Raw genomic sequence first — 18,317 nt, forward strand, 5'->3', positions numbered from 1 at the left:
CTATCTCGTGGCTGGCGCCGCGATTGATAAAAGCCGTTCGGCTTCCCAGACCCACGCATCGAGTTCATCCAGTCGTAGTGTGGTGCTCGTCCAGGGATCCTCCTGAAAGGCAAAGGAAACGAGCCGGAAATGAGCGTCTTCCGGTTTGTAGTAGCTTTCGACCTCTGCCTTGATTACAAAAGCGCCTTTCAGGGTCGGCTTGTAGATCAAGACCGCTTCGCCCTTTTCATCCGAATCCTGCGTTGACAATACCTCTCCCGTACTTTCAAGCGTAAAAATGACCTTACGCTTGGCCAAGGCCATACGGGTGAAGTGAGAGACCACTTTCACCCTCAACTCCACACCTTGACCGAGGGCAATAACCGGGTAGTGCTCAGGCGGCTTCTCTGCAATGACATCCAGATGAAAATGACCGGAGATCACAGGTAGAAGATACTGGTCTGCGGTGTAGACGGTCTGGATGGCAAGGAGGTTCGAAATCTGGACGTCCTCCATGATTGATCGACAGGTGATTTGCCAATCCTTATCAAGCGGATAGGATTGCTTCCAGTCAGGACTCGCGCTGAGAACGTTCTCGGCATCGTCCAGATTCCATAATTCTGCCCGCGTTTTATGCCAGGCATTTTCGAGATGAACCTGGAAGGCAAGTCTATGAGTCGCACCAATGCACAGACGCACTTGACGCTGTGTCTGAACTTCCCCGTCAACCGTCACGGAGTCCAACTGCAAGGGTTCCAGACACAGCAACAACTTAGCGGATGTAAAACACACAATGCCCGGGTCGACTGGCAAGGGATTTGGCGGGCTGATGACAGAAATCTTGACAGTCGTTTCCTCCTCGTCCAGCAGGAGCGTTACTTTGAGTGGAGTCAGCTCCAGATCCAACAGATCCGGGCTCGAGCCCTGTGCGTGCTCTTTCTGGAGTGACGGAACAAGGTCCACATCGTATTCACCTCCACGACCCGGGTTGATCCTCAGTGTCCCTGGGCTTTCTACCGAGAACGCCTGGTACATGAAATCCAACGTGTAATCTGCCTTGCCGGAGCGGGGCGCGGATACTCAGCCAGCCTTACTGTCTGCCAGCCAGCTCCCGTATCAACGGCCCCCATGAAGCCAATCGACTTCTCCTCCCACCTCGCTGTCTGGTGGGTGACCCGGCGCCCGTCATTTACCTCCCATCCCTCCAGATCCTCAGGGAAGAACCCGTTGTATAAAAAGCTTTCATCGGCGCGGCTATCTTTATCACTCATGAAGGCATCCTCCTGGCGCGACCCGATGCGCTTGATCTACCGGTCGCTGGAGAGCCGGAGAGCAAAACCTCAACTTCGCGGGCAAAATCCGGGCCGCCATCCCGGGCCTGATAAGTGATCGTCACGATGATGTCAGTCAAAGAGCGCAAAAGGCTGGCCTGACCAGGCTGAGCAGCTCTGGGAAACGTCAGCTGCCAGCTTGAATGGCAACCCGTGCCCTCATACGGCAGGTAACGATCATCGCCTCCCCGTTCGGCAATACCGTTCTCGTCCAGGCCTCTGGACAACACTATCTGCTGATGCGGGCGCAGGTTCTCCACCAGTGACCCGGAATCCGTAGAGGCAACACCTTCAAACAAGCTTTTGACAGCGGCAATATTCGGCTCTACGACAATAGAACTGCCTAATTGCACCAGCGTGGCGCGAATATTCTGGTACGGCCCGAGCAAGCCGGGGCAAGTGCATCTCAACTCCAGGATCTGACGGCAGTAGTGCGAGGGATAATCTTGAGCGAAGAGCTCCTCGTTAAGCTTGAAACGCAATTCCCCTGAAGTCTTGAAGTCATTCCATTCTTCTTCAATGACAAGTTCCTTCAGAGAGATCGTCTTTTCCAGTTGCAACCGACGCTCGTCACGCTTGAGCCGCGCTGCCGCCATCTGCAACAGATTCATCTTCAAAGAAGCACCCGCGTTGAATCCGTGTCGGGCGTCATACCAGACATCATGGCGGATAAACTGCATCGTGAAGTCGCCCATTTCATACTGCAGACAGCGCTGAGCGATGACGCAGTGACTGACCACCAAGTCGTATAGTTGAAACAGCAATGACTTCAATTGCCCTACGACCCAGTTACTTAATTCCTGGTTTGTGCTACGCCGCTTGTAGAACGCGAACATCTCCATGGATTGTGTGTTGACCACTTCTGTAAGTTGCAGAGTTGCCCGGGCGGCAATGATCGCCTGTTCCTGAGCCTGATACTGCTCGCGCAGCACCCGCGCCTCGGCTTTGGCCTGCTCGAGCATAAAGATCCACTCCTCCTCACGCCGTTGATGACCCGCATTGATGCTGGACTCCTCGGCTTCGCTTCTCCAGAACTGTGCGATCAATTGAAGCAACTCGGCACCCGCGTAGGGCACGGCCGCAGGACGCATGCCACCGGCTGCCATCCCATAAATGTTGGGTATTAAATCCAGCCCGGCCCCGATGGTCTGAAGTACGCCGGCACTCACTGAGACATCACGCGCGTCTCGGTTCTTTTCCAGAACCCTGTTCTCGGCCTCGGACACCCCCTTTTTGATCAATGCCTCAAAGCGCTGCACCTGGGCCTGGACCAGACTTTCGCTTTGACGCAGCGATTCCGCGATTAACTCTTGCTGGGCAATTGTCGCTACCTGGATCGAGCGGTTGTAGTCGGCCAACTCGATGACATGACGGTATTGCAGCTCCTCCTGCTCGCCCCGGTCCCGCAACTCCATCCACGACCTGAGCAGTTCCTCTTGCTGGATCATAAAATCCGCAAGCTGCATCGCCAGGTTGAAAGCGGTCTGCCATTTGTAAGGCACCACCTTCAGTTGCCCGCCGGGATCGCGAGACGAGCCCAGCGTACCGTTGCCTTGTGCAATCAGTAGCTCCCGCGCATCCATTGGTAGTGCGAACAATCGAATCGACAAGGGCTGACCGTCGATCGAACGATTCTCTCGCAAGTTCTTCAGCCGAGAGTTCAGCAGTGTCCACAATCGGTTGGGCCGATCGTTGATGCCGTCCTTGAATACACTGGTACCCAATAGTCCCAGGCGCGGTTGCCCCTGCATTGAAAGAGGCACATCCCCCAGTCCGACCTCAAGTCGGGCCTCAAATGTCTTGAGGGACTCGCGGCCCTGGATCTTCGTCACCAATTGGCTCAGTGTCACCGGGTTCCAGATACTGGCCGTCTGGGGGACCGGTTCTTCACCGATCAGCATCTGCGCCTTGCTGTACAGAAGGCTGGCGCGGACCATGCTGTCGTAATCCAGCTGACGGTATAAATCATCACCTTCGGCGATCAGGTTTTCCACGTAATGAAGGAAGATGGCAATCATGTGGTGAATCGGTGCGCAATAACCGATTGCATCCGGATCCGTCGGAGCCGGGTTCTCATACGAACAATTGACAGCGTCGATTTTCAGCGGGCGGCAGAGCCAGTACGCGTCCCGGGGAATCACATCGCGGTTCCTGGGGTCTGGCGGAATTTCGGGTGACAACGGGTCGAATATAAACTCGAACCATTGTCGCGCTTCGCCATAAGAACCGGCTTCCGAAAAGCGCCTGGCGACCAAATGTACGCAATGATAGAACAGCTCCCAGAAGTACCGACCATTGCAGCCGTCAAAGGGGCCGTTCGGTTCGAGCGTATCATCGGGGAGTTTTTTTTCTTGGATATGCTGTGTTGTCCAGTGGAGCAGAGCCTCGACCGACACTGCCGCCAGACTGGTCAGTACTGCGCCGAACTCTGAGTTGAGTCGAGCATATTTGAGCTTCTGTTCGGCATTGTTGAAACTCAGGAACTGCGAACCTTTACTACTGACCTTGTCGATGAAGGGGGTCTGGTACTGGGAGGGACGCTTGTTCAATTTCAAAAAGAACCGCTTTTTTCCCTGAACTGCGCCGAACGTAAAAGGGATCTCCGCATCAATGGGAAAATAATTGACGCTGTTCGAACTCGTATCTCGTTTAAAAACCAGCCAGGGCGTTGAATAGTCGCCGCGCAAATCGGCGATCGAATGCCAGTTCGGAGGGTCGTCCGCGAGTCGTGCATCCATGCCGAACTCGAATTGCGCAGGCACGTAGAGAATCCTGGGCACCAGCAGGTTTTTGTCGTTCGATACCGTTACACCCAGGACATCGACGGTAAATCCGGCACCGCCCCGAATTTGTTCCGGGGTGGCTTCGAGCAGATAAGACAGTGCTGCAGTTGAGAGGTCGACCTCGGCTTTGGCCACCCAGATTCCGTCTCCTACCGTTGCTTCCTCGAAGTCATTGATGGCAAAGGAATGGACATCTTGCTTACCCGCACCTTCAGGCAGTTGTACGAGATGGATATCCGTCGGTTGGCGTCCTGTCGTCAGGGTGATGCTGACCTGCTGCCCGCCGACACCGACAATCTCGACGTCGGTATACGTTGTGCCATGGATTGCCCTCCAGCCGATCGACAACTGCTGCAGTTCGCGTCCACGTTCCTGCACCGCATCGCAGCGTCCGCGTACTCTGAGCACTTCGTAAAATTTTCCGTCCGTCCATTGCTCGCGTGTGTAGACGGCGTCCAGATACAGGCTCTCACTGACAGGCCCTGCCACTATGTCTTGGGTGCGGACGGTGATTGGCGAATAATCCGCTGGCACCACCTTCTGTTGCAGACTGGCTGGATTGTTGAAACGTCCGAAGACCATTTGCAGCTGGGTGTCGATATCCCCCGGCACCTTGTTCATTCGCGCATCGCGGGTTTCATGGATTTCTATTTCATGCAGCGGTGCCTTCCCGCCCAGGTCTTGGCGGTTGGTGTAACACACGCTCAACAAATCATCACGAGGATCGCCATCGCCTTGAGAAAAAGCGATCAGCCGTCCGTTGGAGACATCGTGTTCGCACTCTTGACGCCACAAGGTCAAAGGGGCTGACCATTGATCGTTAAGAGAACTGAAGGCCAGTTGAATCTGCAATTTCCAGGGTGACTGCACCACACCATTGGTATCGACCTGACGCTCGACCCACTCGCACCAGACCAGAACCGGCCGCCCGAGCCAGATCACGCATCGTATATCCACCACCTTGCCCGAGGTGACAATGTCGCATTTGCGCCACTCACTCCAGTTATGAGGGCCGATCGTTATGCTGTTCACGTCAACGTGAACCTTGACACTGCGCAGGTGGTAAGCGAACGGCGGCGTCTGCTCCTGTCCGATCAGGTAGTAATCTGCCTGGCGGGTATTTTTCCCATCGATGTAGCCGGCGAGCACGTCCAGGTCACTTATCTCCTGGAGGCCCCTGGTGTAACCCATCAGAGCGGTTTTGACCGATGCGTTGCTCAGCCGCCTCTGTTGCAGATTGCCTTCGAACGTGCGGAACAGCGCGGTTTTGTTCAGACGTAATGTCGGATCGATGTAGTTTGACGCATGAGTCATGAGTTCCTGGTTGGCCGACCACCTGCTGTAACGGCTCAAGTACTGATCCCAATACAGCCGGTCATCCGGCTCGAAATAAACGTTTGTGAAACCCGGTTCGGTTCCCCCGAATACCGAATGAACAAATTGCTGCAAAGTCCGCACAGTGGAGGAAACCTTCGTGGCTTCCAATTGCGCCTTGTCCTGAAGATCGGCCAACAGATACCCACTTAGCTCTTCGAGAGTGCGAATCCGGCTCTCACCGGTCCACAGCCTTTTGCCCAGCACCGCAGCGGCCATTGCCTTCACGAAACCTTCATTGAGCTCGTCCAGTTGGGGCGTAGACATTCTTGTTCTCCCTGTTGCAAGGTGTTGACTTGACCACGAGTGGCCATGGGCAATCGGGTCAATTCATGATTTCGATGGAGAGCCCCGCACCACTGACCGTTTACGCAACGTCCCTTCAAGCACCAGGACCTGCTCCAGGAGGTCGGCGTACACACCGATCTGGAAGTCGCCGTTGCGTACGTTGCCGATGTGGATGTCCACACTGTGAGCGGATTCAGTGAAATCAAAACGCCTGGCCATCGGCGGGTCGAAAACCATGGCCAGCGCCTGCGTGGAGTACGTGGAGCTCCATCCAAGGGCGCCCTGGGTGCCGACGATCTGAGAGGGGTCTGTCGCTGCGATTTCAAGGCGGTAATGCCCATCCCTGTACAGTTCAAGGGTGTCGCGCCCCGGGATGATCGAGATCGAGGTCTCCGAACCATCGTCTGCGATGATGATCAGCGTGACTGTCCAGCCGAAGGCTTTAATGGCCGTCAAATTGAAGACTCTGGCTGGCTCGAGCGGATGCTGTTCCAGCATCGCGGTCACCTTGAACTCGCCTGCCTGCTTCGCCGAGAACGGATATTTCGAGCGACCTAGCTCATCTGTCTTGAGGATGACGTCCACAGGTGGATCCGAATCGACGGTCCACCTCACGGGATAATGTTCAAGCGCTGGAGCGCTCGGGTCGTCGCTCTCTTTCACAACAATCCACACCGGCGTTGCCGTTGCGCCCACCACTGGAAAGGGTATGTTTTGCAAAAAGTCCCGGATCACGGCACCACTGGCGACCCAGACCGTGAGTTCAACGGCGGCATCACTACCCAATTGCGCAAAAATCGTCAAAGGACCGGCTTCGAGGCTGGCCAGAGAAAACAGGCAGACGCCGTTAATATCGCTGTCCACCCCGGTTTTACTGGCATCACTGCTCGTCCACCACTCTACCCGCTGATGCGCCACGGGTTCGTCATCCAGCCCCACCACCTTGCAACGCACCTCCAGCGGTTGACCTGCCATGGCCACATCGCTGACAAACGGGTTACCGGAAATCCGCGGTTTGTCCGCGAACTTGAGCAGACCTGTGAAGGTAAAGCTGTGGGATTCATCCACATTACCCACAGTAATCCTGGCATCGCCGGGAGACAGGCTGGAAATCCAGACCTTACTCACGCCATCCTTATCGGTGACGGTCTGACGCGGCCGAATCTGCCCGACAGTCGTTCTCCACAGCACCGGATAATGGGCGACAGGATTGCCGTACCTGTCCATTACAGTGGTAAACACCTCTTGTTCCCACAAATTGCCCGCCAGCACGGGATCCCGGGGGATCTCGGAACTCTGCAAGGGTCTGGCCTGTGCGCTCTCCAGATCAGGACCGATCCGTACCGATGGGCCAAACTGTGGGTCATGAAACGGCAGGCTGTAGCGTAAATGCGCCGTTCCCACCCTTGCCCCGGCCTGCAATCGCGCCCATGCACGCCCCTGACGGTCTGTTGTGACCGTAGGCGTGAGTACAACCCCAAGATCGGTTTCGATATAAAGCGTCACTCCTGCTAGAGGAATGCCGAAAAAATCAAGCAGCGTGATCAGAAACTCCGCGACCTCCAGATCCAGTCCCACAATCAGGCTCGTGTTATCCACCACGCAATGGGTGTTGTAACTCTGGCCGACCTCAGCCGAGTCCGGCGAGGTTTTCGAATCATTGAATCGGCTCAGGCTTTCCAGTGCCTTTTGAGCACCCTGCTGATATTGCGAATTGCCATCGAGCAGATTCAGTTTGCCAAGAGTGACCGCCGTCTCGGCGTCCATACCTTTTGACGCCAGCTCCAGCGTGCGCATCAGAACGCCAAGCTCTTCGAGCGTACGTAGCAAGGGTAGCGCCGGTTCTTCACTCGCTTCGGCCACGGCATTGATATGCTCGACAACTTTGAGCACTTGACCGATGCCACAGCCGAAGAAACGGGCCAGTTTGTCGGCCGCGGCATCGCGAAACAGACGCTGCGCATCAGGACTCAAGTCATTGGGTAAATCATTTGCCTGGCCCAGGTAGTCGTATATTTTTTCTTCCGGTTGCCGAGCGCGCTCCACCAGTCGACCGAAAAGTGCCAGGCAGTAAATAGTATTGATCGATATGTCGAAGCGATCCTCAAGGCTGAACTGCAGAAAATTTTCACCAGTGAGGAGCCTCGCAAGCAGTGACGGGCTCAATTTGAGCTTGTCGGCAATTCGTGCACGGCGCTCCACTTCCGCGAACGTTTTCAGAAACAGATCAGGCTCCTCCAGAGCCTTCATTTTGCGCCGCTGACGCTGCACCGGCGTGACCAGCGCCTCCTTCAAAAACTCGTACGAATGCCCTTGGGCCCACATCAACACCTGAGCCGTGAGCAATTCGCCAAGCTTCAGGAAAACCGACAGGCTCACCTCGACCAGCACCCGTTGCTCGTCCCGGCAGCGCAGCACGACCATGAGCAGAAGCGCATGCAAAGCCGCCCTGTCCCGTACGACGTCCGGAGGGGGGGACTCAGAGGGGTAGACATGTTTTGCAATCGCTATGAACGCCTCATTGGCACGTGCCAGAAACTGCTCTTCAGTCTCGTCATACCGCCCGACAACCGCGCCTTTATCGTCCACCAGCGAACCGAGCAATTGCAGCCAGTCGATCGGTTGATCATTGCTCGTACGCGCAGGTGCGCCAGCTTCCAGCAGCGTGGCTGACTTCACTAATATCGGCTGCACCTGACTGCTCAGCTGCAACAGGAATTGCTCCTGACTTTCGGTCCAGACGGTTGGAACGTAGACCGGATTGACGTATTGCACTAACCAAGGCACCGGCACATTGAAATCGTTGGTCCACTCCACACAGGTCATCACTGCATGAATGGTGCTCAATGCATCTGCGGCATCTGTCGTCCCATAAGCAGAGACCAGCGGCCTGCCAGCCAATTGCGGCGCCAGGCCAAGGGTTTGAAGCAGTGCGGTGAGTTCGATAGGCGTCAAGCCGAACATGCGGGCCAACCGCACCAGCCGCCAGAAACTCGATAGCGTCTCAAGATTGCACTTGAGGTGCGTCCTGAGCCCAAACGCTTCGGCGATCACAGTTGCCAGATAGCGATAGGTCTCGGGGTTGATGCCCAACCCTTTGCAAATCTGCTGAACTGTTTGCTGGTCGGCCGACGTGATGGGGATGATCGCGAACTCACGATCAGTGATCTTCAAGGGGTCATCAAACGGTTCTGAATGGTTGTAGCCCTGATCAAAAAACGCCGGAACTCCATTCTGACCATGGGGCGACAACACATCCAGGATCCCCGCGAAGTCTTCCGCGGTGCAGTCGTATTTAGCACTCAGCTCGACGAAAAGCCCCACAGCGCTCAGCGTACTGGAGCGAATCCACAAGGCCGCGTCCGCCCCGCCCCGGCGCTCTGCGTTCATCACCGCGATGAGTATTCGGTCCACCAGATAGCTCGGCAAACCCAATAGCCGATCCAGGCGGCTTTTGCGTTGCATACGGTCTGTACGGTGCTCCAGGGCAGAGTCTTCCCCAATATTCGTCAACAGATGCCTGGGTTCGATGTCGCCATATTCGATTCCGATCGCCGGTTCTGTCCCGCCATGAATGAACCGTGCGCCCGCTACCTCTCCTGTCAAAGGTTCATCGGGGTCACCCAGCGCCGGAGCGTTGGGTGAAAGTTTGGGTGTATATCGCCCCATCGCCAGAAAACAGTCGACCTGATCCTGGGTAAAGCCCATTGCAAGCCTGAAAATCCAGAGTCTGCGCAGAGATGCATTGGCAATCACAAGACTGCCAAAGTTTTCCAGATAGAAGTCCCCGGCAGACTTTTGTGGATCCGCATCGATTCGGCCCGTACTTGGGTCTACCCTTTGCAGCGATTTGCCGGCCGGCTCGGTCCCCCGCCCAAAGTAAGGGGATTCGAGCAACAACGCTGAGAGCGCCGGACCGCTGCCAATACTCTGCTGGAGGGCTGCGTCGTCACGTGGCCCGCGCCCACCGGCATTCTTGAAATAGGGATACTTGGGATCGAGCCTGCGAATGACTTCCCCCAGCGAGCCATTTTCAACGACCTGCCGCACAACGTGTCGGATACTGAGCCGGTCATGCTCGTAGGGCATTTCCTGGGGGAACCGAATGGAGCGAAGGTAGTCCTTGGCCGTTGAAAAGCTCTCGCCTTCTTTCGACAGAATCAATGCTTCAAGTATCGTGCTATTGATCTCGACCCGGGACTTCACCTGATTGATAGCCGCCTCATCAATCAGCAGGTCGTCCACATCGCTGCGACGCAATGTCAGCGGAATGGCACCCGGCCCCGCTTTCGGCTCGATCAGCTCACGTATCCACTGGCGCAAGGCCACTAAATAGGCTGTCGTGGACGCGCTGTGTTCCGGGCTACCCAGAGCAGCAGCGCCATCAACATCGGGAGAAAAAATCTGCTGATAGGTCGGCAGCGGCCCGGCCATTCCTTTATCGCTGGGTCTCGGCACTCCGCGCAGGTGTTGCTGGCGGTACAGCCTGGCGATATTAAGTGCCAGCGCCCTGCCGCGGCTCAACAGGGCTTCGGCCTCCTCAGGTTTCAAGCCAAGTGTGCGCAATTCACCCACGCTGAGTTTTGTCAGATCGAACACGCTGGCGGACTTCATGAGGTGTCTTTCCAGCGCCTTGGGCACGTAGATCCGCTTTTTACTCTGCCCCAGCACAGCCCTGAGCAGTTGATGAACAGGGCTTTTGTCTGATGCTTTCATTCAGCGCTTCCTCTTGAGGGGAAACAAACGCCGGGACCTGACGGCGCTTGTTGCGTTCAAGTTGATTAAGCACTGAATGGAAAACGGCTGGTACTGTCAGATCTGACAGGTTGCTCGACCGTCGATCGGAATTCAGAAGTTTTCTGTGAAGTGAGGGGCGTGAAAAGGCCCTCTGAACGAGGGCCTGACGCGGGCGTGTCTCTTTAGCTCAGCCGAAATCCGCCACAATAAGTTTGACCTCGTTCATCCACCCGGATAGAACAGGCCCTTTCTCGGCCTTGCCCCTGAGCGTCAACTCACCAAGCGGCAAACCATACAAAACAATCACGCATTGCCCTGTCTCATCGACCTGACCGGTACCCAGCTTGTTGGTGCCATCACCCGGAAAGAGCGACACCAGAGTACCTGGCATGGCAGTCAGTTTGATCACTGCATTGCGAGAAACGTAACTCCCATCAGTAAGATCGACTACAACAGGAGGAGACAGGGCAGTGCCGACTTTGAATTCGATGATAATGCCTGACCAGGCTGACTCCACTCCATCCATCTGTTGGCGTGCAGCGATCTGGTGGGGTTCTGTCTTCACTTCCAGATCTACGGCACAGCGAACAGCCCATTTGTCCTCTGCATTGACGATTGTCTGAGCCAGCACTTCGGTGGTCGCATGCCGATACACTGTCAATAAAGCTCCTGCTTTACCTAGTCCTTCAAACTGTGGCCGGGTTTCAAGCATTTGAGTTCGATCGTTCAACGGCAGTTGTATAACCGCTTTCTCAAAGCCTGCTAGAGCCTGAGTCACATCGCAATGACGGTGTGGCAACTTGTAGTCTGAATCGAGACCATCACGTTCCTGTTTGGCAGAATACGTCAGTGGCCCCACCGGCAATGAACTTGTGACCTGCGCCTCCCATGTTCCATCGCGCGCCACCCGTGCGGTCGCCAATACCGGACCACTTGCCTGGCGGACCGTGACCATCGCGCCCGGCAACCCCCATCCGGAAAACCTCGGCATACGCCGTACTGTTTGATCTGGCGTTGGAAACGCCACAACGGGCCAGTCAATCTCTGTGATGCGCTGCACTGTAAATGCATCACTCATGCGCCATTCAGAATTCACGCGATTCAGCGTCTGGCTTACCTGCACGCGTGTCAATCCATCAGGAAGATCCCTGTTGCCCAACACCCGCCAGTACCCATCCTCATCAGCCTGGGTCGACGGTGTCAGACGGACCTCTGTGTCGTACCAGGCCGCCACGGCGATAAACGCATGAGGAGCAGCCCTGCCAGCGTAAACTGCCTGTGGACCTACCCAGTCACCTGCCCGCGGTTCAGTAAGGTCGATGGGGGCACTGAGCAGCGTCAGGGTAATCGGGACGGATTGTTGGGAGTTCGGTTCCGTACCGACTCGGGCAACGGCGGCGATTTTGTCCGTGGCAAGCATGGAATGTTCGAGCAGTGCCGACCAGGTGTTGTCCGCACTGACAAGAACGGGCTCGAAATTGTGGGGACGACCCACCCGCTGGACAATCACGAGATCTCCGGCAAATCCAACTCCGGAAGTCCTGAGCTTTTTCCCGACATTCTGGGTATTCAACGGCGTATCCAACAGCGGCGCATTCGGCACCACCGTGACAGATATCTCAGTCGGATCGCTGCGATAGCCATCCTGAAGAACCCTGACCTCCAGCGTTTTGGAACCCGCCGCCAACTCGACCGGAGTAGTCCATTTCCCGTCAACCACCGGAACGCCGGTAATGAATGGTGATGATCCTTTGATCGACAGCTCGACGGAACCGTACGTTGCAGAGGTGCTACCGGAAAAAGTGGACTTTCGCGCGGGCTGGCCGTTCGGCCCTGGTACGGTAAATCCGGCCCTTGGCACAGCGACCATGACGGTTTTGTTCTCAGTCGGGCCGGACACGTTACTGCTGGCCTGTGTCTCTTTTTGGCGGCAATAGAAGGTAAGTGGTCCCGGAGCGTGTTTGCCAATACCTATCTTCCAGGTTTTATCCTCGTTCACCGGGCCACTGCCCAATGTCACGTGGGTAGCCGAAAGAATCTCGACCCAGCAGCCTGGCCAACCCTTGCCCTCGATGACCGCCTCGATTGATACCTCGCCAGTCGTTGTCGGTTCAGGGACCGGCGGTTGAACCGTGAAGGTAAGGTTACTGGCCGCAGATGTCTGCCCCCCCATCGCCGAGGTTGCACTTATGATGTAGGTCTTTGGCGGCAGGGGATCGGTGACGGTATAACTGAACGAACCGATCGTGCCGGCCGTCCCGGTCGCTTTGAGTGGCACCGGCGGACGAGGCGGAATTGTCAGCAAAACATCCGAATTCGTCCAGGCAAGACCGGTAATCGTTGGTGTCTGGTTAGTCTGCGCACCTGGATCAGGCGCTGTATAGGTGGGAGAGGATGACGGAATGGTCACCTCTGGAACAGCGACCTCCGCAGACCAGACACCGTTTACCCATTGTTTGACGGTGAGGGTTCCATAAGTGCCCGGGTCAAGATCGACAGAAGTTGTGCGCCAAGTAAGATCAGATTGCGCCTCACCGTTGGGAAACTTGGGGCGAAAATCCTGACCGTCCTTGTGGATGATGGCCAATCCCTTACTCGTACCCCACGTATTGCCCCTGCCCGTAATTGTAAGTTTATTGCCGTTGCGCGTGACACTCACAGACGTGGGTCGAGGAGTGGGAACGGCAATCGGTATATCAGCGATCCAACCTGAGCTGTAGATACGCCCTGTTCCTCCATCGGACACGCTTTGCCGACCGCCATACATGTAATTCCCCGGCAACACCGTGGCCGGAAGATCCTTCGTATAGATACCTGTACTAGGAATGTCCACATCGATGGAATTGACTCCGTCACCCGACACATGAATATGCATCCTGCCTGTCGCGTAACCCGTGCCATGAAATTCGATGCCTTCGCCTTTGGGTCTGGACTGAAGCACAGGCTTGGCAGGCCGGATCTTGTAAAGAACGGAACCGCCACGACCGGATTGCTTGCCGCTGAGGAATTGCTCCGTTGCCACCCTTCGCAACCCGGGCTGGAGCGTTGCTACAGCGCTCCATGTGGCCGATGCGCCGGCAGGGGCGGTCCCGACCAACGTTTGCGTTGTATCGATAAAAACCCGCACTTCGGCGTTGGCTAATCTGTTGTTGCCGGAGACGGTGAAGGTTTGTTCTTGTTCGGTATTGTTGCCGGGGGTGGTAATGCCCGTATGACCCAACATCCTGAAGGTCACAGGCTGGGTATAACCGTGAGCCTGGTTGGGATATATATGTTGAGTTTCCAACGTGTGCGTGCCAGAAGGCAGCACTTTTGTCATTTTCGTTTCCCAGTCCCCCGAACTATTTACAGTGATTGGAACGGCCCATGCCTCATAATGATTCGAACTGTTGACTGGAGTCATTAGGGTTGAAGGATCGCCTTTACCACGGAAAACATGCCCATTGATAACAATTTCATTTGAGGTGGGGGACGATGTTATAGCTCGACGATACGTGACATCCCCGGTTTTTAGAGAGAGTCTATTGGCATACTGCTGCTGCGCCGCAAAGGTCACAACGTTGCCTTGGAAGCCGGATTCCGGTGTCACTTCCCAGCGCCCGCCGGTTCCCACTAGTCCGGTTCCTAGGTAACTTGCTACCGAATAGAGTTGTACCGTGGCTCCGGAAACACCGCCGCCTCCGGTGACCTTCATGACAGGAGTGGTAATGTTTTTGATTGGGTCGATGGTTGGAGTTGGAGGGAGGTAGTACACATCGATGTGGTTATGCATCTCCACGTCGCTCACACCAGCTCTGTCGTATTTATACCCAAAAGTGATTCTCGCCATATTACTGGTAGCGGTGATTGTTTGTGAGCGAACCAGAGCATTTTCATTGCCGTTCTGGTTAGCGTTGCCAATAAGCTCCTGCTCCCATTTGTTTGCCGTGCCCGCTTCTACAAGAATACGTACGTCCCCCCCCGTCTGGTTATTATTCAAGGCCTGATACCACACCGTGCTACAAGTAAAAGTAGTGCCGGGGCCATTCCATGAATAACTGACTTTTAACTTTGCCCAATAGTTACCATTTCTCGCTGATATAACTGCTTCTGCGAATAAATCGTTGTTGACTGGCTCTGAGGCCGTACTTTCGGTATGAAATTCAACTTCATCAGTAATTGATTCAATGCCGCCGGCAGTTCCTGGGGTCTCCGATGATTCGCCACTCGGGTCCAATTCCGTTCCATCGTTTGTATCCATGATTGACTCCGTCCTCATTGAGGGGCTGCCGGCAGAGGTTTGTAGATTCATTGAATGCCAATGCCATGCGTTCCAGCACCTGACAGATCTGACAGTCCCGATAAACGGTAACCTTTCCCACAGCCCGGTCCGCCAGCGTCCTGCAAGTCGTAACAACGGGCTACGACGCCTTGTGCCATTGCCTACAAATCACTCAGAATCCGCCGGCTTGTGCGCCTTGGCGTTGGCCCGTAACTTGATCCCCGTCGCTGCCAATCAGCGGCCGGGTTTAGTCGCCCGGGGTCTTAGTACGTTGCGCATAAGCGTCATCAAGTCGGGTATTCCCTATCCCCGCACTCGATGGTGGCTGTTCGCAGGGCGCCCTCGGGCGCACCGGTACGTACTCCCGGTCGACTAACCTGCTTACAGCCGCCACCCTTTTCTCGTTTAGTCGCGAGCCGATGGTGGTCTTATCGACGAGTACGAAATACATGAAAAAGCCAGTTCCAAATCCTCCTTCGGACACCGATCCAACGGACCCGACCGATCAACCCGATCCGGTCTCCCCCTACGCCTCCGTCGATTCAAAGAAACTCCACGACGCCGCTCACCGGGCCCTGGATTTCTACCTCAATCCCCCAAAGGACAAACCGCACAACTCCGTGGATCGCGGCATGCAGATGTTCAAGGTCGATCCTGAGATCAACCCCGAGGCGATCGCCATCCAGACCTACGAGACCTTTTCTTCGGTCAGCATCCTGCTGCTCGACCTGGCCGACAGCCTGGACGACAAGCCGCGGCATCTGGCGATGGCGATCTATCAGTTGAGTGAGTTGGGGTTGTTGCTGGTGGAGAAGACGCTGGATAACGAGCGGGCGATCGCTATTGCCTAGCCGTTGAATAGAGGGTGTCAGTGCTGACGCCTTCGCGGGCAAGCCCGCTCCCACAGGGATCAGTGGTGTCCTTGTGGTAGCGGACTTGCCCGCGATGTTTCTGGCGGATATGAATCAGGCCGAGGCCGGCAACGGCTGAAAACTGAAGTACTGCTTCAACGCCTCGACCAGTTGCCCATACTCTGGCGGCGTGCGGTACAGGCTGAAGCCGGCGTCGTAGTGTTTGGGGGTCGCGTCTTCGTGACACCACAGGCAGCACGCGGTGAGGTCGATGACCTGCTGACTGCCCTCACCCAATGGGATTTTCAGGCGCAGGTTGAATTCGGCACCGATCATCATCGGCAACTGGCTGATGAGCATCAAACCGTCTTCGGACACGTTGCCCAGAAAGCCGATGGGTTTGTCGGTGACGCTGTTGAATACTCGCAGAAAATACGGCAGCTGATGCCGTTCGATTCGACGGTCGGTAAACATACGCAGTTCGCCATGCAAGGCTCCATCACAGAGCCGCACTCTCGCTTCGGAACGGACCTGTGCGTCAGGTTCGCTCTCCCCACTCCCGGTGTGGCGCTTGCCACGTGCATCTCATGCCAGTCGCAGGTGTTGCGCCGGTACTGAATTCGATCTGCACCGGTGTCATTCGACTATAGCTCACCCTATACAAGCAGCCAGCTTTTGTATGACAACTACCATCAGAAGCGGGTTGGACGTACCACGGCGGCAGCGCTGCGAGTCGGGTAGTGACCCAGGCTCTGCAGGGTTTCCAGACGCGCGCGGGCGCGGTAGGCGTATTCGCTGTTGGGGTACGAGGCGATGATGAACTGATAGGTCTGCGCCGCATCGACGAACATTTTCTGCCGTTCGAGGCACTGGCCGCGCATCATCGACACTTCCGGCCACACGTAAGGGCGGGCACGGCTGGCGCGTTCGACCTTGGACAGTTCGAGCATCACCTGCTCGCAGTTGCCCCTGTCGTAGGCACTGTAGGCGTTGTTCAAATGATGGTTCATCGACCAACGGGTGCAGCCCGAAGCGGCGAGGACGCTGAGGGCAAGGGCGGCAATGGGCACGAATCGCATGGGGTATTCTCCTGTCTTGTGATCATTATCGACCTCTGGCGAGAAATCTTCAGAGCCCTTTGTTCCGATTGTCGCGTTCAATAAAGAAAACAATAAGTAGTGCAAACGAACAATGACTACACCCAAAGAGCGTAGTAGCCTCTGCGAGCGCTTGAACCTGAGGAGTCTTTGCATGTCCGTCCGTCGTACCAAAATCGTCGCTACCCTTGGCCCGGCCAGTAACTCGCCGGAAGTTCTCGAACAGCTGATTCTGGCTGGCCTGGACGTCGCCCGTCTGAACTTCTCCCACGGCACCCCCGACGAGCACAAGGCTCGCGCGAAGCTGGTGCGTGACCTCGCTGCCAAGCACGGCCGCTTCGTCGCCCTGCTGGGTGACCTGCAAGGCCCGAAAATCCGTATCGCCAAATTCGCCAACAAGCGCATCGAGCTGAAGATCGGTGACCAGTTCACCTTCTCCACCAGCCATCCGCTGACCGAAGGCAACCAGCAGGTTGTCGGTATCGACTACCCGGACCTGGTCAAGGACTGCGGCGTGGGCGACGAGCTGCTGCTCGACGACGGCCGCGTGGTGATGCGCGTTGAAACCGCCACCGCGACCGAGCTGAACTGCGTGGTGACCATCGGCGGCCCGCTGTCCGACCACAAAGGCATCAACCGTCGCGGTGGCGGCCTGACCGCTCCGGCCCTGACTGAAAAAGACAAGGCCGACATCAAGCTCGCCGCTGAAATGGAAGTCGACTACCTCGCCGTGTCCTTCCCGCGTGACGCCGCCGACATGAACTACGCCCGTCAACTGCGCGACGAAGCCGGCGGCACCGCCTGGCTGGTGGCGAAGATCGAACGCGCCGAAGCCGTGGCCGACGACGAAACCCTCGACGGTCTGATCAAGGCTTCCGACGCGGTGATGGTTGCCCGTGGTGACCTGGGTGTGGAAATCGGCGACGCTGAGCTGGTGGGCATCCAGAAGAAAATCATTCTGCACGCACGCCGCCACAACAAGGCTGTGATCGTGGCAACCCAGATGATGGAGTCGATGATCCAGAACCCGATGCCGACCCGCGCCGAAGTGTCCGACGTGGCCAACGCCGTGCTCGACTACACCGACGCCGTGATGCTGTCTGCCGAATCCGCTGCCGGCGCTTATCCGCTGGAAGCCGTGCAGGCGATGGCGCGCATCTGCGTCGGCGCTGAAAAGCACCCGACCAGCAAGACTTCCAGCCACCGCATCGGCAAGGAATTCGAGCGCTGCGACGAAAGCATCGCACTGGCGACCATGTACACCGCCAACCACTTCCCGGGCGTCAAGGCGATCATCGCGCTGACCGAAAGCGGCTACACCCCGCTGATCATGTCGCGTATCCGTTCGTCGGTGCCGATCTACTGCTTCACCCCGCACCGCGAAGCCCAGGCTCGCGCTGCGATGTTCCGTGGCGTGTACACCGTACCGTTCGACCCGGCTTCGCTGGCCCCGAACGAAGTCAGCCAGAAAGCCATCGACGAGCTGGTCAAGCGCGGCGTGGTGGAGAAAGGCGACTGGGTCATCCTGACCAAGGGCGACAGCTACCACACCACCGGCGGCACCAACGGCATGAAGATCCTGCACGTGGGCGACCCGCAGGTCTGAGTGACCGGTT

General features: G+C 56.5%; 8 protein-coding genes. 2 read left to right on the top strand and 6 right to left on the bottom strand.

What is annotated here, in order from left to right; all coding sequences use genetic code 11:
* The 4 genes from LOY31_RS22860 to LOY31_RS22875 form a co-directional block, all read right to left on the bottom strand.
* Entirely contained in the window at nucleotides 1-1,014 is a 1,014-nt protein-coding gene (locus tag LOY31_RS22860; RefSeq protein ID WP_258712248.1) for a hypothetical protein, read from the bottom strand.
* Nucleotides 1,015-1,246: 232 nt separating this feature from the next.
* Nucleotides 1,247-5,734 carry a neuraminidase-like domain-containing protein gene (locus tag LOY31_RS22865; protein WP_258712249.1) on the bottom strand — a complete coding sequence of 1,496 codons (4,488 nt, stop codon included), beginning with the start codon at nucleotides 5,732-5,734 and terminating at the stop codon, nucleotides 1,247-1,249.
* Between the two features lie 63 nt (nucleotides 5,735-5,797).
* Entirely contained in the window at nucleotides 5,798-10,471 is a 4,674-nt protein-coding gene (locus LOY31_RS22870; RefSeq protein WP_258712250.1) for an Ig-like domain-containing protein, read from the bottom strand.
* A gap of 208 nt (nucleotides 10,472-10,679) precedes the next feature.
* The gene (locus LOY31_RS22875; RefSeq protein WP_258712251.1) at nucleotides 10,680-14,732 is read right to left on the bottom strand and encodes a hypothetical protein; all 4,053 of its coding nucleotides are present in this window, start codon (nucleotides 14,730-14,732) and stop codon (nucleotides 10,680-10,682) included.
* 470 nt (nucleotides 14,733-15,202) lie between these two features.
* Between LOY31_RS22875 and LOY31_RS22880 the strand changes: the two genes are divergently transcribed.
* Nucleotides 15,203-15,604: a DUF6124 family protein gene (locus tag LOY31_RS22880; protein WP_221533571.1), complete on the top strand. Its 402-nt coding sequence runs from the start codon at nucleotides 15,203-15,205 to the stop codon at nucleotides 15,602-15,604.
* Between the two features lie 114 nt (nucleotides 15,605-15,718).
* Here LOY31_RS22880 and LOY31_RS22885 read toward each other — a convergent pair whose 3' ends face one another.
* Together LOY31_RS22885 and LOY31_RS22890 are read right to left on the bottom strand one after the other, a co-directional pair.
* A complete protein-coding gene (locus LOY31_RS22885; protein ID WP_085606663.1) occupies nucleotides 15,719-16,078 on the bottom strand; it encodes a PilZ domain-containing protein in 360 nt (119 codons plus the stop codon).
* A 218-nt stretch (nucleotides 16,079-16,296) separates the two neighbouring features.
* Nucleotides 16,297-16,683 (bottom strand): tol-pal system YbgF family protein, encoded by a 387-nt coding sequence (locus tag LOY31_RS22890; protein WP_011335675.1) that lies wholly within the window; start codon nucleotides 16,681-16,683, stop codon nucleotides 16,297-16,299.
* Between the two features lie 172 nt (nucleotides 16,684-16,855).
* On the opposite strand from LOY31_RS22890, the gene pyk reads away from it, so the two are divergent.
* Complete coding sequence (gene pyk / locus LOY31_RS22895; protein ID WP_007951250.1) at nucleotides 16,856-18,307, top strand: pyruvate kinase; 1,452 nt, start codon at nucleotides 16,856-16,858, stop codon at nucleotides 18,305-18,307.
* Nucleotides 18,308-18,317: the final 10 nt, after the last annotated feature.

This window comes from Pseudomonas sp. B21-021 (genome assembly GCF_024749205.1).
Classification (GTDB): Bacteria; Pseudomonadota; Gammaproteobacteria; order Pseudomonadales; family Pseudomonadaceae; genus Aquipseudomonas; species Aquipseudomonas paraglycinae.